This is a genomic window from Mycobacterium tuberculosis H37Rv, assembly GCF_000195955.2.
GTDB classification, from domain to species: domain Bacteria; phylum Actinomycetota; class Actinomycetes; order Mycobacteriales; family Mycobacteriaceae; genus Mycobacterium; species Mycobacterium tuberculosis.
Map to the genome: position 1 here is coordinate 1,622,106 of NC_000962.3, position 20,347 is coordinate 1,642,452.

Sequence of the window (20,347 nt, forward strand, 5' to 3'; positions counted from 1 at the left end):
TTGTTGGGCGCGAAACGCCGCAATGGACCGAACGACTCGACGTAAGTGTGCCCTGCTGGTGTCGGCTCGAGTCGCAGCACGGGTGAGCACCACGTGCGCCACTAGCCCTGAGCGAAGTGTCGCTGCAACCGCCGGTGCCGATGACCGAAGAGCGCGCGCAACCCTGCCGCGATGAGCGGCGCGGCAAACCTGAGTCCGGCACGCGTCTGGAACGTGATGCGGTCGCGGACAATCGTTTTCGTGTCACCCTCGGGCGTCACGGTGCGTTCGTGCTGCCATTGCCGCATGCTCAGCATCGTCGAATCCTCGCGAAACCGCCGTCCCGGCTCGAGCTCGGCGATGCTGAGCCGGTCATAGTCGAATGGCAACACACCGAACAGTCGCAGCCAGGCACGTCCGATCGGCGCGCCGATCGGCACCGTGTCGACGGTCATCCCTTTCGCGCCGCGAGGCACCGACATCGTCATCCAGGGGCGCAACTCATCGTTGATGCCCTCCGGGGTGACGACCCGTTGCCACACCTGCTCGGCAGGTGCGGCGACGACGCTTTGCCGTTCAATGAGCACCGGTTCAGCGTATCCGACCACGCGGCGCGGTGGGGCTACGTCTCCCTCGCCTCGGTGGCTGCCTAAAGGCCGTTCCGTCCCGGGTTGAGTTCTGCGATGCAGAGGTGGCAGATCGTCAATGCGGGCGAGAATTTGTTCCGGCCTCTGTTGATGCGGGTGACATCGGAAGGTGTGGGTAAAGGGATCAGCCCGAGATCATGCAATCACTGTCCTGACAACCAGATTCAGCACGGCCTGGTAATCGACAGGATTCTGGGACTATCAGACTCCAGCATCACGGTTCTCACCCGGGCCCAGGTCGAGGCGATGGTCGCGGCGCTGCCGCGAAGCTACTGATTCCGCGCAGCTGCTCTGTCAGGGCCGCTGACTTTTCTCTCGGTCATCGTGGTCGCAGGCGCCGCACTCGGTGTCTTCGGGTGGGGAAGCGCGACCTCGAAGGCCACTGAAACGCCTTACGGAGACGCGACGAACCAAATGCCGACGAATACGGCGAGGCCGGTGGCTACCGGGAGCCTGCCACAGAGGATCGCCCAACCTGCCCAGATCGTTGCCTGGCCGAGGAACATCGGGTTCCGCGAGAACGCGTAGGGACCTCCAGCTCCTCGATGACCCGCCTCAGTTCGTCGGCTCGTGCACGGTCCGGTTTCGGAGCCGGTCCAACACGCCGCGAACCGCGTGCTCGGTGACCGACAGCGGTGACATCACCGTTTCGCCGAGGCTCACGATGTAGTCGATCCGATCGACGATGGCTTCCACCGGCTCGACCAACACGATGAGCCGTTTCGCGAGATCGTCCAGGCTGTGCAGGGTACCTTCGAGATGGTCCAGACCGTCCTCCAAGCGCTCCACGGTGCTGTTCAGCTGTGACAGCGAGCTGTTCAGCTCGGCCATGGTCTTACCCAGACCGTCCAGGACGTCTTCGACCTGCTCCACCGTCTTGTCGGCGTTCAATGCGGCCTGGGTGAGGGTTTTCATTCGCCGTCGCACGGGCGCGGGGCGGCCGCTTCTGTCTGCCATGACGGTCATTATGACCCTGACGCGGTTAACTCGGAAGCTTGGCGGCGGCGTCGCGGTCCAGCAGCCAGAGCGTGTTCTGACGCCCGACGGCCCCGGCCGCCGGTACCGAAACCGGATCGGCGCCGCCGATGGCCGCGGCCACGGCGTCGGCCTTACCCGGCCCGGAAACCAGCAGCCACACCTCGCGGGAACGCTGAATCGCCGGCAGGGTCAAGGTGATTCGGCGTGGCGGCGGTTTCGGCGAGTCGTCGACCGCCACCACCATGCGGGTGCTCTCGAGGACGGCGGGGCTGTGCGGGAACAGCGAGTTAATGTGGCCCTCGGGCCCCATGCCCAGCAGGTGGACGTCGAAATTCGGCGCCGGGTCACCTGGTGCGGCACTGGCGGCCAGCACCTGTTCGTAGGCCAGGGCCGCGGCGTCCAGATCGCCGCCGAAGTCACCATCACTGGCGGCCATCGGGTGCACCTGGTTCGATGGAATGTCGACGTGATTGAGCAACGCCCGCCGGGCCTGCTTGAGATTGCGCTCGTCATCGTCTTCGGGAACGTAGCGTTCGTCGCCCCAGAACAGGTGCACCTTGGACCATTCAATCTGCTGTGCTTGGGCGCTGAGGTAGCGCAGAAGCGCAATCCCGTTGCCGCCCCCGGTCAGCACGATCAGCGCCTGCCCTCTGGCCGCCACCGCGGCCCCGATGGCGCCAACCAAGCGCTTACCCGCGGCCGCGACCAGAATGTCGCTATCGGGGAAGATCTCGATGCTACTGCTCACCGGTACTGCACCTTCTTGATTCCCTCGAGCGCGGCGCAGTAGATTTCGTCGGGGTCCAGCCGGCGCAGGTCTTCGGCTAGGCACTCACCGGTTACCCTGCGCGCCAAAGGAACCAGAGCGTCGGGCTTGCCCGTCCGGGTCAGGGTGGCCGTGATTCCCTCCTGGGGACGGCTTAGCACGATGGTCTCGCTGTTGCGCACCAGCTCGACTTTGAGTTCGCCGACCGCCCGTCGCACCGGACCTTCGATCCGGCTGGCTAGCCAGCCGGCTAGGACGTCGAGCGCCGGTTCGGTCTTCAAGCCGGACACCAGCGCCGACTCGATCGGCTCGTGTCGCGGCTGGTCGACGGCCGACGTGAGCAGCGCACGCCAATAGGTGATGCGGCTCCAGGCCAGATCGGTGTCGCCGGCGCCGTAGCCGGCTAGCCGGCTCTTGATGGCCGACAGCGGGTCGATTGCGTTGGTGGCGTCGGTGATGCGCCGAATTGCTAACTTGCCCAACGCATCCTGTGCTGGCACCGCCGGTGCGATGTCGGGCCACCACGCCACCACCGGGATGTCGGGCAGCAGGAAGGGGATAACGACGCTGTCGGCGTGGCCGGCCAGTGGCCCGGACAGCCGCAGCACCACAAACTCGCCGGCGCCGGCGTCAGCGCCGACCCGCAGTTGTGCGTCCAGCCGCGGTCTGTCGGCGTACGGATCGCCCCGCATCGTTACGATGATGCGGCTGGGATGCTCATGGCTGGCGTCGTTGGCCGCCTCGATGGACTCTTCCAGCATGGCTTCGCTGTCCGGCGCAATGATGAGCGTGAGTACCCGGCCCATCGCGACGGCGCCGATCTTTTCGCGCAGCTCGTCGAGCTTCTTGTTGACCGCGGTGGTGGTGGTGTCGGGCAAGTCGACAATCATCTGCGCCGCTCCTCCTCATCGCTTCGCTCTGCATCGTCGCCGGCGCGGATCACTATGGCCGCCGCCATTCCCGGCCGGTGCGGCGCAGCATCTCCAAGGATGATTCCGGACCCCAGGTACCTGCCTCGTAGGCGTCGGGCGTCCCGTGTGCCGCCCAATGTTCCAACGCTGGATCGAGGATCTCCCACGCCAGTTCGACCTCCGCGTTGACCGGAAACAGCGAGGGCTCGCCGAGCAGGACGTCGAGGATGAGCCGCTCGTAGGCCTCCGGTGAATCTTCGGCGAATGCCGAGCCGTAGGAGAAGTCCATGTTGACGTCGCGGACTTCCATGGCGGTGCCCGGCACCTTGGAGCCGAACCGCAATGTGACACCTTCGTCGGGCTGCACGCGGATGACCATCGCGTTGGTGCCCAGCTCGTCGGTCATGGTGGCGTCGAACGGCAGATGCGGCGCCCGCCTGAAGACCAGAGCGATCTCGGTCACCCGGCGGCCCAATCGTTTTCCCGTTCGCAGATAGAACGGCACGCCGGCCCACCGGCGCGTATCGACTTCCAGGGTGATAGCGGCGAAGGTTTCGGTGGTGGAGTCCTCGGCGAACCCCTCCTCGTCGAGCAGCCCAACCACCTTCTCCCCGCCTTGCCAGCCGGCGGCGTACTGGCCGCGGCTGGTGGTCTGGTCGAGTGGCTCGGCAAGGCGGGTGGCCGAGAGCACCTTGATCTTCTCGGCCTGCAACGCTGCCGGGTGGAAGCTGACCGGCTCCTCCATCGCGGTCAGCGCCAGCAGCTGCATGAGATGGTTCTGGATGACATCGCGGGCCGCGCCGATGCCGTCGTAATAGCCCGCGCGCCCGCCCAGGCCGATGTCTTCGGCCATGGTGATCTGTACGTGGTCGACGTAGTGCGCATTCCAGATCGGGTCGAACAGCTGGTTGGCGAACCGCAGCGCCAGGATGTTCTGCACCGTCTCTTTGCCCAGGTAGTGGTCGATGCGGAAGACCGCTTCCTCCGGGAAGACCGCGTTGACCGCCTTGTTCAGCTCGCGTGCGCTGGCCAGGTCGTGGCCGAACGGCTTCTCTATCACGACTCGGCTCCACCGGTCGCCTTGCGGGCGGGCCAGGCCGGACTTGTGCAGCTGCTCACACACCACCGGGAAGGATTTGGGCGGGATCGCCAGGTAGAAGGCGTGGTTGCCGCCGGTGCCGCGCTCGGCGTCGAGCTTCTCCAGCGTCTCGGCGAGTTGGGCGAACGCGTCGTCGTCGTCGAAAGTGCCTGGCACAAAACGGAATCCCTCGGCCAGCCGGTCCCAGTTCTGTTGCCGAAACGGTGTTCGGCAGTGCTCTTGGACGGCGTTGTACACCACTTGACCGAAATCCTGGGTGCTCCAGTCTCGGCGGGCAAACCCCACCAGCGAGAATGTGGGCGGCAGCAGGCCGCGGTTGGCCAAATCGTAGACGGCCGGCATCACCTTCTTGCGGGCCAGGTCGCCGGTGACGCCGAAAATCACCATGCCGCACGGGCCGGCGATTCTGGGTAATCGCTTGTCCCGCTTGTCTCGTAGCGGGTTGCGCCACGACGCCGCGGCGTGGGCCGGTTTCATTGGGCAGCGGTGTCGAGATGCGCCCGGGTTTCCTGGAGTAGCTCGTTCCAGGAGGCCTCGAACTTCCGCACGCCTTCCTCCTCGAGGACGGCAAACACGTCGGTGAGGTCGATGCCGATCGCCCCCAGCTGGTCGAACACCGCCTGGGCATCGGATGCAGTTCCGGTGACCGTGTCGCCTTGGATCACGCCATGATCAGCGACGGCGTCAATTGTCTTTTCCGGCATAGTGTTCACGGTGTGTGGGGCGACCAACTCGGTGACGTAGAGGGTGTCCGAGTAATCGGGGTTCTTCACGCCGGTGGAAGCCCACAACGGGCGCTGGACCCGGGCGCCGTCGACCTTGAGGGACCGATAACGATCGCTGTCTTCGAAGACCTCCCGGTAGGTGGCATAGGCCAGGCGGGCATTGGCGACACCGGCCTGGCCGCGCAGTTCGAGCGCTTGCCGCGAGCCGATTCTGTCCAGCCGCTTGTCGATTTCGGTGTCCACCCGGGAGACGAAAAACGATGCCACCGAATGGATCTTGGACAGGCTGTGTCCGGCTTGCCGGGCCTTTTCCATCCCGGTCAGGTAGGCGTCCATCACCTCGCGGTACCGCTGCACGGAGAAGATCAGCGTAACGTTGACCGAAATCCCTTCCGCCAGAACGGCACTGATGGCGGGCAGACCGGCCTTAGTGGCCGGGATCTTGATGAAAAGGTTCGGCCGGTCGACGATCTTCCACAGCTCGATTGCCTGTTGGATCGTTTTTTCGGTTTCGTGTGCCAGCCGCGGGTCGACCTCGATCGACACCCGGCCGTCGACCCCGTCGGAGTCCTCCCACTGGGGGACCAGCACGTCGCACGCGCTGCGCACGTCGTCAGTGGTGACGGTGCGGATGGTGGCATCCACGTCGGCGCCGCGCGCGGCCAGCTCGGCGATCTGGGCGTCGTAGGTGTGGCCCTCCGACAGCGCCTTCTGAAAGATCGACGGGTTGGTGGTCACCCCGACGACGCTCTTGGTGTCGATCAGCTCCTGCAGATTGCCCGAGCGCAGCCGGTCCCGCGACAGGTCATCCAGCCACACCGATACCCCCGCGGCGCTCAATGCGGCCAGGTTGGGGTTCTGAGCGGTCATCGGTAATCACCCTTCCTCAGTTATCCAGCGCTCGTTCGGCGGCGGCGGCCACGGCCTCGGCAGTGAAGCCGTACTCGCGGAACAAGGTCTTGTGGTCCGCGGATTCGCCGTAGTGCTCGATCGAGACGATCTCGCCCGTGTCGCCAACCAGCTGGTGCCAGCATTGCGCGACGCCGGCTTCGACGGCCACCCGCGCCGACACCGTCGGGGGCAGCACCGCGTCGCGGTACTCGTAGGGTTGGGCCTCGAACCACTCCAGGCACGGCATCGACACCACCCGAGCGAGGATGTCGTTGTCCGCCAGCAACGTCTGCGCCGCGACCGCCAGCTGCACCTCCGAGCCGGTGGCGATGAGAATGACGTCGGGTTCCTCGCCCGGTTGCAGACCACCGGCGTCACTCAGCACGTAACCGCCGCGGGCAACCCCCTCGGCGTCGGTGCCGTCCAGCACCGGCACACCCTGGCGGGTCAGGATCAACCCGACCGGCCCGCTGCCGTTGCGGCGGGCCAGGATCGTGCGCCAGGCGTAGGCTGTCTCGTTGGCATCTGCCGGGCGCACCACCGACAGCCGGGGGATCGCGCGCAGCGCCGAGAGGTGCTCGATCGGTTGATGGGTGGGCCCGTCTTCGCCGAGGCCGATCGAGTCGTGCGTCCAGACGTAGATGGTGTCGATGTCCATCAACGCCGCCAGCCGCACCGCCGGGCGCATGTAGTCGGAGAACTGCAGGAAGGTGCCGCCGTAAGCCCGGGTGGGTCCGTGCAGCACGATGCCGGACAGGATGGCACCCATCGCGTGCTCGCGAACACCGAAGTGCAAGGTGCGACCATACCAGTGCGCGGTGTACTCCTTGGTGGAAATCGAGGGCGGGCCAAAGGAGTCGGCGCCCTTTATCGTTGTGTTGTTGCTGCCCGCCAGGTCGGCCGAACCGCCCCACAACTCGGGCAGTTTCGGCCCGAGCGCGGACAGCACCGCACCCGAGGCCGCACGGGTGGCCAGCGCCTTGGACCCCGGTTCCCAGTGGGGCAAGTCGGCGTCCCAGCCGTCGGGCAACTTCTGCGCGAGCAGCCGGTCCAGCAGCGCCTTGCGCTCGGGTTCACGCCGCGCCCAGGCATCGAATTCGAGCTGCCAGCGTTCGTGGGCCTGTTTGCCGCGGGCCACCAGCCCTCGGGTGTGGGTGAGGACGTCCTCGCGGACCTGGAACGTCTTGTCCGGATCGAAGCCGACGATCTTCTTGACTGCGGCCACCTCGTCGTCGCCCAGCGCCGCGCCGTGCGCCTTGCCGGTGTCCATCAGGTTCGGCGCCGGATAGCCGATGACGGTGCGCAGCGCGATGAACGAGGGCCGGTCGGTGACCGCCTGCGCATTGGCGATGGCCTCCTCGATGCCGACGACGTTCTCACCGCCCTCAACCTCTTGCACGTGCCAGCCGTACGCGCGGTAGCGGGCCGCGGTGTCCTCACACAGCGCGATGTTGGTGTCGTCCTCGATCGAGATCTGGTTGCGGTCGTAGAACACGATGAGGTTGCCCAGTTGCTGGACCGCGGCCAGCGACGACGCCTCCGAGGTCACCCCTTCTTCGATGTCACCGTCGGAGGCGATGACATAGATGTAGTGGTCGAAGGGGCTGGCGCCCGGTTCGGCGTCCGGGTCGAACAGGCCGCGCTCGTAGCGCGAGGCCATCGCCATCCCGACCGCCGACGCCAGTCCCTGCCCCAGCGGGCCGGTGGTGATCTCAACGCCGGGGGTGTGGCGGAACTCCGGGTGTCCGGGGGTCTTGGATCCCCAGGTGCGCAACGACTCAATGTCGGACAGTTCCAGGCCGAAGCCGCCGAGGTAGAGCTGGATGTAGAGGGTCAGGCTGCTGTGCCCGGCCGACAAAACGAACCGATCGCGGCCCAGCCAGTGTGTGTCGCTGGGATCGTGACGCATTGTCCGCTGAAACAGCGTGTAGGCCAACGGAGCCAGGCTCATCGCCGTTCCAGGATGACCGTTGCCGACCTTTTGGACGGCATCGGCGGCCAATACCCGGATGGTGTCGACGGCAGCCGAATCGATCTCGGTCCAGTAGTCGGGATGGCGCGGTCGGGTAAGCGCGGAGATCTCTTCGAGTGTGGTCACAAATTCAGTCCTCGAGTCAGCAAGATGATCAGTCCTCACCCTAGTGCGGGAATCCCGGCGCTTGCAGTGCCGCATATCCGGGTACCCATCCGGGCCCTGTGAAACGTAACCCGCGCGCTACCCACGCTTCGCATTCGGTGCCGATATGCCGAAAAATCACCGTCATCGACCCTGCGGCTCTGCTGCTGGGGCTACGTCGAACACCGTACGTCGCAGAAGTGTGGTGCGGGTCGGGCGGCCGGCTTAATCGCGGTGATAATCGGTTGGTCGGCGATCACCGGCATCATCGGTTGGCCGGCGCTGGTGATGCTGTTCGCCGGGCCTCGCGTCGGCGAGCCGGGCAAGCCGGTGCGCCTGCCGATCCCATGGCGGGATGTTGGTGGGTACCGCCCGACCGGAAGAAGCATCGCGGCATGCCGGCGTGGCGAGCCTCGGGGTCTACACGAATTCGCCGCCGCCGAGCCCGCCGAAGCCACCGCCGCCACCGGCGCCGCCGGCGGTACCTGTGGCGATGGACCCCGGGCTACCGAGGCCGCCGAGACCGCCGAGACCAAGGAGGATGCTGAAGCCGCCGCCACCGCCCTGCCCCCCGTGGCCACCGGTCCCACCGGTGCCTGTTCCAAAGGGCCCCGCGTCGCCGGTGCCGCCGGTGCCCCCGGAGCCACCCATCCCGCCCCGGCCACCGACGCCGGCAAAACCATTGCCGCCAAAGCCGCCCGCACCTCCGTTGCCACCCATCCCAGGCTGAGAGCCGTTGTGGCCGGTGCCGCCGGTGCCGCCAGCGCCGCCGGTGCCGCCGGTGTTACCGTTGCCGCCGTTGCCGCCAGTGCCGCCTCTGCCGCCGGTGAGGCCGCCGTTGGCACCCTGGCCGCCGGTGCCGCCGGTGCCGCCGGTGCCGCCGGTGCCCCAGTCGCCGGGGGTGCCACCTGGGCCGCTGGAACCGCCAAGTCCTGCATCGCCTCCGCGTCCTGCATCGCCTCCGCGGCCCCCGCCGCCGCCGTCACCAGGTGAGGTGACAAGGTCGCCACTGGCGCCGTTGCCACCGTTGCCGCCGTTGCCGGGTGTCCCGCCGGTCCCACCGTTGCCGCCGGCTCCGGTGAGGCCTTGGCCGCCGTTGCCGCCTCTGCCGCCGTTGCCGCCTCTGCCGCCGTCACCGCCATCGCCCTCGTTGGTGCCGAGGACGCCCTTGGCGCCGGTGCTGCCGGCGCCGCCAGTCCCGCCGATGCCACCGTTGCCGCCGTTGGCGCCGGTGCCGCCGTTACCGCCGTTACCCCCGTGGCCGCCGGGGCCGCCGTTTCCGCCGCTGGCAGCGCCGTGGCCGCCGTGACCGCCGTTGCCGCCGTCGTGCAGGATGCTGCCGGCCGGCCCCGCCTTGCCTGCGGTGGAGCCGGTGCCGCCGGGGCCGCCGGCACCGGCGTTGCCGGCGTTGCCGCCGTCGCCGCCTCGCCCGCCGCCGCCGCCGGCGAAGGCCCCTGCTCCCTGGCCGTTGCCGCCGTTGGCCCCGTCACCGGGAGCACCGCCGTCGCCGCCGGCCCCACCGGCACCGCCCGCGCCGTCGCTGACTACGCCTTGACCGCCGTTGCCGCCGGCCCCGCCGTTGCCGCCGGCGCCGCCGTGCCCGCCGGCACCGCCGGGTTGTCCGGGCGCACCCACGGCCACGCCGTTGGCACCGGCGGCGCCGTTGCCGCCGAATCCGCCGAGGCCGCCGTTGCCGCCGGCGCCACCGTTACCGCCGTTCAGGCCGGCCCCGCCGGCCCCGCCGGCGCCACCGTTGCCGCCGGGGTTACCGTTTGGCCCGTTTTCACCAGGGTTGGTGGCGTTGGCACTCATGCCACCAAACGCGCCGTCGCCGCCGCGGCCGCCGTTGCCGCCCGTGCCGGCGCTGCCGCCGTTGCCGCCATTGCCGCCGTCGCCGCCGTTGCCGCCGACCACTTGGGAGTTGCCGCCGTTGCCGCCGTCGCCGCCGTCGCCGCCGCTGGTTGGAGTGAAGCCGTGGGCGCCCTTGGCGCCTGGGGTAGAGCCGGCGCCACCGCTACCGCCCTGCCCGCCGGCGCCGGGGTTACCGCCGTTACCGCCGTGACCGCCGTTACCATCGCCGAAGGCGAAGTTGCCGTTGGCGCCGTTGCCGCCGTCACCGGCGAGCCCGCCGGCCCCCCCTTTGCCGCCGGACCCGCCGACACCCTGGATTCCGTTCTGGCCAAAGAGGTTCCCCGCCAAACCGCCGGGCCCGCCTTGGCCGCCGTTACCGCCTTGCGCGCCGGGCCCGCCGTGGCCGCCGTCGCCGCCCTTGGCGCCCGGCGTGGTGGCGTTGGCGCCGTTGGCGCCGTTGCCGCCGGCCCCACCGGTCCCGCCGTCGCCCCCGAAGTCTCCGCCCCGGCCGCCGGCCCCGCCCGCCCCGCCAGCCCCGCCGTTCTGGCCGCTCGTGCCGGATTCGCCCGCGGTGGTGGGCGAGGAACCGGCGACACCGGCCATGCCGTCCCCGCCTTTGCCGCCGGCCCCGCCATTACCAACAAGCCCGCCGTTGCCGCCCTTGCCGCCGGCCCCGCCGGCCCCGCCGGCGACGGTGGCGTTCGCGCCGTTGCCGCCGGTGCCGCCGTTGCCGCCGCTGGTCGGGGTGGCGCCGCGGGCACCGTCTGCACCCGCGGTGGATCCGGCGCCGCCGATCCCACCAGCACCACCGATGCCGCGGCTACCGCCGTTGCCGCCGTTGCCACCAACTCCATCGCCGCCGTTATCGAACGTGCCCTTGGCACCGTTGCCGCCATCACCGCCCATGCCGCCGGCGCCGCCGTTTCCGCCGGCCCCGCCGGCACCCATGCTGCCGTCCTGGTGGGTGGCTGCAAGCGCCTTACCGCCTTGCCCACCGGCTCCACCGCCACCGCCGGCTCCACCGTTGCCGCCCTTGCCGCCGTCGGTGCCATCCGCGCCTGCCCCCAGGCCGTTAAGGCCGGTGGCGCCGGTGGCGCCGTTGCCGCCGTTGCCGCCCTTACCGCCGGCGCCGCCAGCACCGCCGTCGCCTGCTTGGGCTCCGCCGTCGCCGCCCTTACCGCCAGCGCCGCCAGCTCCGCCGCCACCGCCGTTAGGGTCGCCGCCAGAAGGCGGGGCACCGGGGGCGCCGTTGCCGCCGGCACCTCCGGCGCCGCCATTGCCGACCAGCCCGCCGGCCCCGCCGGCCCCGCCGTTACCGCCGGCTTTGCCGCCCGATGAGAAGTGGGCGCCGTTGCCGCCGGCCCCGCCGTTGCCGCCGCTGGTGGGGCTGGCCCCGGCCGCGCCGTGGGCACCGATCGTGGAGCCGGCTCCGCCGGTGCCTCCGGCCCCGCCGGCGCCGGGGTCACCGCCGTTATCCCCAGCGACAATCAAGGCACGAGAAAATCCGGCCCCGCCGGCCCCGCCGGTCCCGCCAACCCCACCGGCCCCGCCGGCCCCACCGGCGCCGGCCAGCCAGCCGCCCCGCCCTCCGGTGCCGCCATCGCCGGCGTCGCCGCCGACCCCACCGGACGTACCGTGCGGGGACAAGTCCTCACCGGCTGCGCCGGCCACACCCTCCGCGCCGTGTCCGCCGGCACCACCGTGCCCGCCCACGCCCAACAGCCCGGCCGCACCCCCGACACCGCCGTGTCCACCCACACCACCGATCGGGCCGGGCCCGCCGGCACCTCCGTGCCCGCCGGCCCCGTAGAGGGTCCCGCCCAGGCCACCGGCACCACCGGTACCGCCGACCCCGCCGGGCCCGCCGGGCCCGCCGGGCCCGCCGGTTCCGCCGACCCCGAACAGTCCGGCGTTGCCGCCGGCCCCGCCGGTTGCCCCGCCCAGCAGGCTCTGCCCGCCGGCCCCGCCGACTCCACCATTGCCCAGCAGCCAGCCGCCGCTACCCCCGGCCCCACCGGCGGCGCCGGCCCCACCGGCCCCACCGGCCCCGCCGGTGCCGAACAACCCGGCGGCCCCGCCGGCCCCGCCGACTTGGCCGGGCGCGCCCGAGCCGCCGGCCCCACCGTTGCCCCACAAGATCCCGCCGGCCCCGCCGGCCTGCCCGGTGCCGGGTGCTCCAGCCGCCCCATCACCGATCAACGGGCGACCCAGCAACGCCTGGGTGGGCGCATTGAGGGCATTGAGCACGTTGTGCTCCAGCGTCGCCAACGGTGCGGCGTTGGTCGCCTCCGCGCTGACATACGAGCCGACCGCGGCGCTTAACGTCTGCGCAAATCGGTCATGAAACGCCGCCACCTGCGTGCTGATCGCCTGATACTCCCGAGCATGGCTGCCAAACAGCGTCGCGATCGCCGCCGACACCTCATCGGCGCCCGCGGCCAGCACGCTGGTGGTCGACCCCGCCGCCGCCGCATTGGCCGCGCCGATCGATGACCCGATGCGCGCCACATCTAAGGCTGCGGCCGCCACCGTCTCCGGGGCCACGATCACCAACGACATCACAGACCTCCCGCCACGCCCCTGCCCCTTCGGCAGGTCACACTCCTGCCAGATAAGGGTCGCGCCGCCACCTTGTCCGATTCCAGGTCAAAATCCCCATAACCAGCACGAATCTGCTGTGCACAGTGCACATTCGCCCTACTATCGGCTCGTGGCATTGCGGCTAGCAACGGTTGGTCTTCGGGCCCAATCCTTAGGGCGTCACACTGATCAATCCCAGATAGCGATTTTCATCGGGCTGGTGTGAAAATTGTCCTGACCGCGGTTCGGGCTGGCGAGCGGTGCCGATATGCCGGCGAAGTCGTGTGAATCGACCCTGCGGCTCTGCTGCCACAGTTACCCGGTCTACCATCGTGCGTAGTAGAAGCTGCGCGCGGCTGCGATTCCCGAGGAGTTAGTGCGTGAACGTTCGCGGGCGCGTCGCGCCGCGCCGAGTGACTGGTAGGGCAATGAGCACCCTGCTGGCCTACCTGGCGTTAACCAAGCCGCGAGTCATCGAGCTGCTGTTGGTCACCGCGATACCGGCGATGCTGCTGGCCGACCGCGGCGCCATTCATCCGCTGCTCATGCTCAACACGCTCGTCGGCGGGATGATGGCCGCCGCCGGCGCCAACACGCTCAACTGCGTCGCCGACGCCGATATCGACAAGGTGATGAAGCGAACCGCGCGCCGGCCCTTGGCGCGGGAAGCGGTGCCGACCCGAAACGCGTTGGCACTCGGGTTGACGTTGACGGTGATCTCGTTCTTCTGGCTATGGTGCGCCACGAACCTGCTGGCGGGGGTGCTGGCCCTGGTCACCGTCGCGTTTTATGTGTTCGTCTACACGCTTTGGCTCAAGCGACGCACGTCACAGAACGTGGTGTGGGGTGGGGCGGCCGGCTGTATGCCGGTGATGATCGGCTGGTCGGCCATCACCGGCACCATAGCCTGGCCGGCGCTGGCGATGTTCGCGATCATCTTCTTCTGGACGCCGCCACACACCTGGGCATTGGCGATGCGCTACAAGCAGGACTACCAAGTGGCCGGGGTGCCGATGCTGCCGGCGGTGGCGACCGAGCGTCAGGTCACCAAGCAGATCTTGATCTACACCTGGCTGACCGTGGCCGCGACGCTGGTGCTGGCGTTGGCGACCAGTTGGCTTTACGGCGCGGTGGCCCTGGTGGCCGGTGGGTGGTTCCTGACGATGGCCCACCAGTTGTATGCCGGGGTGCGCGCCGGCGAGCCGGTCAGGCCGCTGCGGCTGTTTCTGCAGTCGAACAACTATCTGGCGGTGGTGTTCTGCGCACTGGCCGTCGACTCGGTGATCGCGCTGCCCACGCTGCACTGATTGGGGGCCCAGTTCCGCTGCGGTGCCGGCCCTGCTCGGCCAACGTAGTCAGATGGTTGGATCGCCACCGGCGCCACCGGCGCCGCCCGCGCCACCAGCACCGCCGCTGCCATCTGGGTCCGTCGAGTCGCCGAGGACGCCGGCGCCGCCATTGTCGCCAAATACCGTGAGACCTAGCAGGGTGCCGGCGCCGCCCTTGCCGCCGGCCCCGCCGTTTCCGCCGCCGCCATCGCCGATGATGTTTTCCCCGCCCTTGCCGCCAGCCCCAGCGTTCCCGCCGGCTCCGCCACTGGCGCCGGTGCCGCCGGGTGCAACGGCGTTGGCGCCGTTACCGCCGTTGCCGCCTTTGCCCCCGGTGTCTGCAAAGTCGGGGGTCGCACCCTGCGCGGCGCGGGTCACGCCGTCACCGCTGAGCCCCCCGAGCCCGCCAGCGCCGCTGAAGCCAGGATTGCCGCCGTTGCCGCCATGGCCGCCGTTGGCACCGGGTGCGACGGCGTTGCCGCCGGTCCCGCCGACCCCACCGTTGCCGCCTTTACCACCGTCCTGGCCACGCTCGCCCGCGGTGGTGGCATTGGCACCCTCGGCACCACTACCACCGAGCCCGCCGTCTGCGCCGCGGCCGCCAGTCCCACCGGCCCCGCCATTGCCGGCGAGAGTTCCGCCGTCGCCGCCGGCGCCGCCCTGGCCGCCGTTGCCGCCGCTATTGCCTTTGCCACCGACTGCGCCCGAATCGCTCGCGTTCGTCCCTGCGGCGCCGTTGGCGCCGTTGCCGCCGGCGCCGCCGTTGCCGACCAGCCCGCCATGGCCGCCGGGTCCGCCGTTGGCGCCGTTGGTGCCCGCGGTGGTGGCGTTGGCGCCGTTGCCGCCGGCCCCGCCGTTGCCGCCGCTGGTGGGGGTGGCGCCGATGGCGCCCTGAGCGCCGGTGATGGAGCCGGCTCCGCCGGTGCCTCCGGCCCCGCCGGCGCCGGGGTCACCGCCATGGCCGCCGGCCCCGCCGGCACCTGCGTTGAAGGCCTGGTTGCCGGGGCCGCCGGCTCCGCGGTCACCGCCGACGCCACCAGCGCCGCCGGTCCCGCCGGCCCCGCCGGCGCCTTGGCCGCCCAGCAGGCTGATCAGGCCGCCGGCCCCGCCGGGGCCGCCAGCCCCGCCAGCCCCGCCCATCCCGCCGTTACCACCATCACCGCCGTTATCCCCAGCGACAATCAAGGCACGAGAAAATCCGGCCCCGCCGGCCCCGCCGGTCCCGCCAACCCCACCGGCCCCGCCGGCCCCACCGGCGCCGGCCAGCCAGCCGCCCCGCCCTCCGGTGCCGCCATCGCCGGCGTCGCCGCCGACCCCACCGGACGTACCGTGCGGGGACAAGTCCTCACCGGCTGCGCCGGCCACACCCTCCGCGCCGTGTCCGCCGGCACCACCGTGCCCGCCCACGCCCAACAGCCCGGCCGCACCCCCGACACCGCCGTGTCCACCCACACCACCGATCGGGCCGGGCCCGCCGGCACCTCCGTGCCCGCCGGCCCCGTAGAGGGTCCCGCCCAGGCCACCGGCACCACCGGTACCGCCGACCCCGCCGGGCCCGCCGGGCCCGCCGGGCCCGCCGGTTCCGCCGACCCCGAACAGTCCGGCGTTGCCGCCGGCCCCGCCGGTTGCCCCGCCCAGCAGGCTCTGCCCGCCGGCCCCGCCGACTCCACCATTGCCCAGCAGCCAGCCGCCGCTACCCCCGGCCCCACCGGCGGCGCCGGCCCCACCGGCCCCACCGGCCCCGCCGGTGCCGAACAACCCGGCGGCCCCGCCGGCCCCGCCGACTTGGCCGGGCGCGCCCGAGCCGCCGGCCCCACCGTTGCCCCACAAGATCCCGCCGGCCCCGCCGGCCTGCCCGGTGCCGGGTGCTCCAGCCGCCCCATCACCGATCAACGGGCGACCCAGCAACGCCTGGGTGGGCGCATTGAGGGCATTGAGCACGTTGTGCTCCAGCGTCGCCAACGGTGCGGCGTTGGTCGCCTCCGCGCTGACATACGAGCCGACCGCGGCGCTTAACGTCTGCGCAAATCGGTCATGAAACGCTGCCACCTGCGTGCTGATCGCCTGATACTCCCGAGCATGGCTGCCAAACAGCGTCGCGATCGCCGCCGACACCTCATCGGCGCCCGCGGCCAGCACGCTGGTGGTTGACCCCGCCGCCGCGCTGTTGGCTACACCGATCGATGACCCGATGCGCGCCACATCCGAGGCCGCCGCGGCCACCGTCTCCGGGGTTACGATCACCAACGACATCACAGTCCACCCGCCACGCCCCTGCCCCTTCGGCAGGTCACACTCCTGCCAGATAAGGGTCGCGCCGCCACCTTGTCCGATTCCAGGTCAAAATCCCCATAACCAGCACGAATCTGCTGTGCACAGTGCACATTCGCCCTACTATCGGCTCGTGGCATTGCGGGAAACCTCACCGCGAATACATGAGCTGATCCGCGAGGCAGCGCGAATCGCCCTCAACCCGACCCAGGAATGGCTCGACGAATTCGACCGTGCCATTCTGGCCGCCAACCCATCCATCGCTGCCGACCCCGCCCTGGCCACCGTTGTCAAGCGTTCCAATCGGGCGCATCTCATCCATTTCGCGGCCGCCAACCTGCGCAATCCCGGCGCCCCGGTGCCCGCGAACCTTGGTCCCGAGCCGCTGCGCATGGCCCGTGATCTCGTGCGCGTCGGTTTAGATGCCTTGGCCCTCGACATCTACCGCATCGGACAAAACGTGGCCTGGCGGCGCTGGACGGACATCGCGTTCGGACTGACCTCCGACCCCGACGAGTTGCACGAATTACTGGATGTGCCATTTCGGACAGCCAACGAGTTCGTCGACACCACCCTTGCGGGCATCACCACCGAGATGCAATTGGAACGCGACAAGCTCACCCGCGACGTTCCTGCCGAACGCCGCAAAATCGTCCAGCTGCTCATCGACGGTGCCCCCATCAGCCGTGAGCACGCCGAAGCGCGATTGGGCTACCCTCTCGACCGATCCCACACCGCCGCCGTCATCTGGGGTGACCAGGCCCAGGGCGACCACAGCCACCTGGACCGAGTCGCCGACGCGTTCGGCCATGCCGGCGGATGCCCGCACCCGCTGGTCGTGGTAGCCGGCGCCGCGACTCGCTGGGTGTGGGTAAAAGACGCCCCCGGGTTTGACATCGACCTGATTCACGAGGTGCTCCATGACATACCCGACGCGCGTATCGCCATCGGGGCCACCGCGCCGGGAATCGAGGGGTTCCGGCGCAGCCACCGAGACGCACTCACCACCGCTCGGATGATTATCCGGCTGGAATCACCGCACCGAGTCGCCTTTTTCACCGACGTCGAGATGGTCGCGTTGCTCACCGAAAACGCCGAGGGTGCCGACGACTTCATCCAACGCACCCTCGGAAACCTCGAGTCGGCCAGCCCGGCTCTGAAAACGACGCTATTGACCTTCATCAACCAGCAGTGCAACGCTTCTCGGGCCGCGAGACTTCTCTTCACCCACCGCAACACCTTGATGAACCGACTCGAGACCGCGCAACGACTTCTGCCCCGCCCTCTCGCCGACACCACCATTCACGTCGCCGTCGCACTCGAAGCCCAGCAGTGGCGGGAGAAGCCAACCAGCGATCCTCCGGCAAAGAAAGAGTCGAATGGCACCAAGATGCGTTAGCAAGACAGCGCAGCACAGACCGCTACGCTACGGCAGCAGCACGACCGAGCCGACCGTCTTGCGAGCCTCCAGGTCCTGATGGGCGCGCAAGGCGTCGGCCAGCGGGTAACGTCCGCCGACCGCCACGGTGATCGCTTCGCTGCCGATCGCGTCGAACAGCTCAGCGGCCCGCCAGCTGAACTCCTCGCCGGTGCGGGTGAAGTGGAACAGCGAGGGACGGGTGAGGTACACCGATCCGGCGGCATTGAGGCGCTGCGGATCGACCGGTGGAACCGGACCGCTGGCGGCGCCGAACAGTGCTAATGTCCCGCGGACAGCCAGGCTGGCTAGGCTGGCGTCGAAGGTGGTGGCGCCGACACCGTCGTAAACGGCTTGCACACCGGTGCCGCCGGTCAGTTCGCGAACCCGCCCGGCGAACTGCCAGGCATCCTCCGGGTAGTCGAGAACCACGTCCGCGCCGGCATCCTTGGACAGCTTGGCCTTCTCCGCCGTCGAAACGGTGGTGATCACCCGCACCCCCAGGTGAGTGGCCCATTGTGTCAGGATCAAGCCGACGCCGCCGGCGCCAGCATGCACCAAGACGGTGTCACCACGCTTCACCGGGTACACCGACTTCAGTAGGTAATGCGCCGTCAGGCCCTTCAGCAGCGCCGAAGCCGCTACCTCAGACGTGACGTCGTCGGGGACCTTGGCGGTCAGAGATGCTGGCGCTGTGCAGAATTCGGCGTAGGCGCCGTTGGCTGAGGCGCTGACCACGCGGTCGCCGACGCTGATGGCGGTGTCGGCTGCGGTAACCCCTGGGCCGACGGCCTCCACCGTGCCGCATACCTCGGAGCCGATGACGAACGGGAGTTCGCGCGGATATTGCCCGGAGCGGAAGTAGGTGTCGATGAAGTTGACACCGATGGCCTCGGCCTTGATCAGGAGCTCGCCGTGGCCGGGTTGAGGTTGCGGCTGGTCGACGTGGCGTAAGACGCCTGGCCCGCCGGTTTCGGTGACTTCGATTGCGTGCATGTGGCTATCATGCCCGGGCATGAAGCTTGCCCGGCCGGACGTCTTCCATCCGCGCGTCGTTTTGGCGGGTTGGCCACAGCAGCCCGCCGGTGACGGCGACGATGCTGGGCTGGTTGCGGCCCTGCGCCACCGCGGCTTGCATGCTGGTTGGCTGTCTTGGGACGATCCCGAAATAGTCCACGCGGATCTGGTGATTTTGCGGGCTACCCGCGATTACCCCGCGCGGCTCGACGAGTTTTTGGCCTGGACTACCCGCGTGGCCAATCTGCTGAACTCGCGGCCGGTGGTGGCCTGGAATGTCGAGCGCCGTTACCTACGTGACCTGATGGATCGGGGGGTGCCGACCGTGCCCGGCGAGGTGTATGTGCCGGGAGAGCCGGTCCGGTTGCCACGCAAAGGCCAGGTCTTCGTCGGTCCGACCATCGGTACCGGGACACGGCGCTGTAGTGCCCGGTTCGCTGCCGAGTTCGTCGCGCAACTGCACGCGGCCGGCCAGGCGGTGCTCGTTCAGCCCGGAGGTTCCGGTGACGAGACCGTGTTGGTCTTCCTTGGCGGTGAGCCGTCGCATGCGTTTACCAAGCAGGCCGACACTTGGCGCCAGACCGAGCCCGACTTCGAAATCTGGGACGTGGGTGCGGCCGCCGTGGCCGGCGCGGCCGCGCAGGTGGGTGTTGACCCAGGTGAGCTGCTCTACGCGCGGGCCCACATCACAGGTGGAAGCCGAGATCCCCGGTTGCTGGAATTGCAATTGGTGGACCCGTCGCTGGGCTGGCAGTGGCTGGACCCAGACATCCGCAATCTTGCCCAGCGTGACTTCGCGCTATGCGTCCAGTCAGCGTTGGAGCGGCTGGGGCTGGGCCCGTTCTCCCATCGACGCCCATAGCGCGGCGGTGGCCGCCGTAACCGCCGCGGCACCGGCCACGTGAATGGCGACCAGGGCGGCGGGTACCCCGGTGAAGTATTGCGTGGTACCGACGGCGGCTTGCGTGGCAACCAGGGCGAGCAGCACGGCGAGTCGCACCAGAATCGCCCGGGTGGCACCCACGGCCAGCAGCCCGAAACCCAACCCGATCAGCAGCGCAAGGTAGGCAACCAACAGCGACGAATGCATATGCACCAAGGTGGTGATTTCGACTTTCAGCCGCGGCACGGTCCGGCTGGGGCTGCGATCTCCCGCGTGCGGGCCTGCCGCCGTGACTAGCGTGCCCGTCACCAGCACCGCGGCCAGGTTCAGCGCGCTGAGCGCCGTGAGCGCACGCAACGGGCTGACCACCAGTTCGTGGACGACTCCGTCATCGGGCTGGCCGATCTTGACGTAGAGCAGCACCGCCAGCCACACCATCGTCATCGACGCCAGCAGGTGGATGGCCACCGTCCACCACAGCAGCCCGGTGCGTACGGTGATGCCACCGATCATCGCCTGCACCACCGTCGACACCGGCATCAGCCACGCGTAGGCCAGGACTTCCGTGCGCCGGCGCGCCCGGGTGACGACCAGCACGGCCAGTGCCGCGGCTATCACCACCGCAAACGTGACCATCCGGTTGCCGAACTCGACCGCCTGATGGACCCGCGGCACCTCGGCGACCACCACCGGGGTGAAGCTACCCGGAAAACACTGCGGCCAGGTCGGACACCCCAGGCCTGAGGCGGTAACCCGGACGATTGCCCCGGTGACGGCGATGCCGCCCTGGGTGAGGATGACGATTGCGGCGATGACCCGCTGGACACGCAGGCTGGGAGACACCGCCCGATCGTAAGGCACCAAAAACTACACGCTGTAGTACGGGCG

At 69.6% G+C, this 20,347-nt stretch carries 14 protein-coding genes and 3 other annotated features; of the genes, 3 read left to right on the forward strand and 11 right to left on the reverse strand.

Annotated features, from left to right (window positions below):
* Positions 1-101 precede the first annotated feature (101 nt).
* The 8 genes from Rv1443c to PE_PGRS27 all read right to left on the reverse strand — a co-directional run bounded on the left by Rv1443c (position 102) and on the right by PE_PGRS27 (position 12,522).
* Positions 102-587, reverse strand: coding sequence for a hypothetical protein (locus Rv1443c; RefSeq protein NP_215959.1), 486 nt, complete (start codon positions 585-587; stop codon positions 102-104).
* A gap of 594 nt (positions 588-1,181) precedes the next feature.
* A complete protein-coding gene (locus Rv1444c) occupies positions 1,182-1,592 on the reverse strand; it encodes a hypothetical protein (protein ID NP_215960.1) in 411 nt (136 codons plus the stop codon).
* 16 nt (positions 1,593-1,608) lie between these two features.
* Complete coding sequence (devB, locus tag Rv1445c) at positions 1,609-2,352, reverse strand: 6-phosphogluconolactonase (protein ID NP_215961.1); 744 nt, start codon at positions 2,350-2,352, stop codon at positions 1,609-1,611.
* Positions 2,349-3,260, reverse strand: a complete 912-nt coding sequence (opcA, locus tag Rv1446c; protein NP_215962.1) for an OXPP cycle protein OpcA — start codon at positions 3,258-3,260, stop codon at positions 2,349-2,351. Before opcA ends, devB begins: the two co-directional genes overlap by 4 nt.
* Positions 3,261-3,313: a repeat region (53 bp Mycobacterial Interspersed Repetitive Unit,Class II), on the reverse strand.
* Complete coding sequence (zwf2, locus tag Rv1447c) at positions 3,313-4,857, reverse strand: glucose-6-phosphate 1-dehydrogenase (protein NP_215963.1); 1,545 nt, start codon at positions 4,855-4,857, stop codon at positions 3,313-3,315. (Overlaps the previous feature by 1 nt.)
* A complete protein-coding gene (gene tal / locus Rv1448c) occupies positions 4,854-5,975 on the reverse strand; it encodes a transaldolase (RefSeq protein ID NP_215964.1) in 1,122 nt (373 codons plus the stop codon). The genes zwf2 and tal overlap by 4 nt, the downstream gene beginning before the upstream one ends.
* 16 nt (positions 5,976-5,991) lie before the next feature.
* Complete coding sequence (gene tkt / locus Rv1449c; protein NP_215965.1) at positions 5,992-8,094, reverse strand: transketolase; 2,103 nt, start codon at positions 8,092-8,094, stop codon at positions 5,992-5,994.
* A gap of 438 nt (positions 8,095-8,532) precedes the next feature.
* Positions 8,533-12,522 carry a PE-PGRS family protein PE_PGRS27 gene (gene PE_PGRS27 / locus Rv1450c; RefSeq protein YP_177812.1) on the reverse strand — a complete coding sequence of 1,330 codons (3,990 nt, stop codon included), beginning with the start codon at positions 12,520-12,522 and terminating at the stop codon, positions 8,533-8,535.
* Positions 11,426-12,685 (reverse strand) — a repeat region (1260 bp imperfect direct repeat 2, first copy at 1637133..1638392). Its footprint overlaps the gene before it by 1,097 nt.
* 238 nt (positions 12,686-12,923) lie before the next feature.
* Between PE_PGRS27 and Rv1451 the strand changes: the two genes are divergently transcribed.
* The gene (locus tag Rv1451; protein ID NP_215967.1) at positions 12,924-13,850 is read left to right on the forward strand and encodes a protoheme IX farnesyltransferase; all 927 of its coding nucleotides are present in this window, start codon (positions 12,924-12,926) and stop codon (positions 13,848-13,850) included.
* 48 nt (positions 13,851-13,898) lie between these two features.
* On the opposite strand, the gene PE_PGRS28 is transcribed toward Rv1451, so the two are convergent.
* Complete coding sequence (PE_PGRS28, locus tag Rv1452c; RefSeq protein ID YP_177813.1) at positions 13,899-16,124, reverse strand: PE-PGRS family protein PE_PGRS28; 2,226 nt, start codon at positions 16,122-16,124, stop codon at positions 13,899-13,901.
* Positions 15,028-16,287: a repeat region (1260 bp imperfect direct repeat 1, second copy at 1633531..1634790), on the reverse strand. Its footprint overlaps the gene before it by 1,097 nt.
* Between PE_PGRS28 and Rv1453 the strand changes: the two genes are divergently transcribed.
* Positions 16,276-17,541 carry a transcriptional activator protein gene (locus Rv1453; protein ID NP_215969.2) on the forward strand — a complete coding sequence of 422 codons (1,266 nt, stop codon included), beginning with the start codon at positions 16,276-16,278 and terminating at the stop codon, positions 17,539-17,541. It overlaps the preceding feature by 12 nt.
* A 27-nt stretch (positions 17,542-17,568) precedes the next feature.
* Here Rv1453 and qor read toward each other — a convergent pair whose 3' ends face one another.
* A complete protein-coding gene (qor, locus tag Rv1454c) occupies positions 17,569-18,555 on the reverse strand; it encodes a quinone reductase (RefSeq protein ID NP_215970.1) in 987 nt (328 codons plus the stop codon).
* A gap of 19 nt (positions 18,556-18,574) precedes the next feature.
* Here qor and Rv1455 point away from each other — a divergent pair, with 19 nt between their 5' ends.
* Positions 18,575-19,438, forward strand: coding sequence for a hypothetical protein (locus Rv1455; RefSeq protein NP_215971.1), 864 nt, complete (start codon positions 18,575-18,577; stop codon positions 19,436-19,438).
* Here Rv1455 and Rv1456c read toward each other — a convergent pair.
* Positions 19,388-20,320, reverse strand: a complete 933-nt coding sequence (locus Rv1456c) for an antibiotic ABC transporter permease (RefSeq protein ID NP_215972.1) — start codon at positions 20,318-20,320, stop codon at positions 19,388-19,390. The two genes, Rv1455 and Rv1456c, sit on opposite strands and share 51 nt — an antisense overlap.
* Between the last annotated feature and the right edge of the window lie 27 nt (positions 20,321-20,347).

What these genes read in the sequence shown, in the direction of transcription:
- tal (NP_215964.1), bottom strand. Translation starts at nt 5,975, where the DNA reads ATGACCGCTCAGAACCCCAACCTGGCCGCATTGAGCGCCGCGGGGGTA.
- Rv1444c (NP_215960.1), bottom strand. Translation starts at nt 1,592, where the DNA reads ATGACCGTCATGGCAGACAGAAGCGGCCGCCCCGCGCCCGTGCGACGG.
- opcA (NP_215962.1), bottom strand. Translation starts at nt 3,260, where the DNA reads ATGATTGTCGACTTGCCCGACACCACCACCACCGCGGTCAACAAGAAG.
- qor (NP_215970.1), bottom strand. Translation starts at nt 18,555, where the DNA reads ATGCACGCAATCGAAGTCACCGAAACCGGCGGGCCAGGCGTCTTACGC.
- PE_PGRS27 (YP_177812.1), bottom strand. Translation starts at nt 12,522, where the DNA reads ATGTCGTTGGTGATCGTGGCCCCGGAGACGGTGGCGGCCGCAGCCTTA.
- PE_PGRS28 (YP_177813.1), bottom strand. Translation starts at nt 16,124, where the DNA reads ATGTCGTTGGTGATCGTAACCCCGGAGACGGTGGCCGCGGCGGCCTCG.
- Rv1455 (NP_215971.1), top strand. Translation starts at nt 18,575, where the DNA reads ATGAAGCTTGCCCGGCCGGACGTCTTCCATCCGCGCGTCGTTTTGGCG.
- zwf2 (NP_215963.1), bottom strand. Translation starts at nt 4,857, where the DNA reads ATGAAACCGGCCCACGCCGCGGCGTCGTGGCGCAACCCGCTACGAGAC.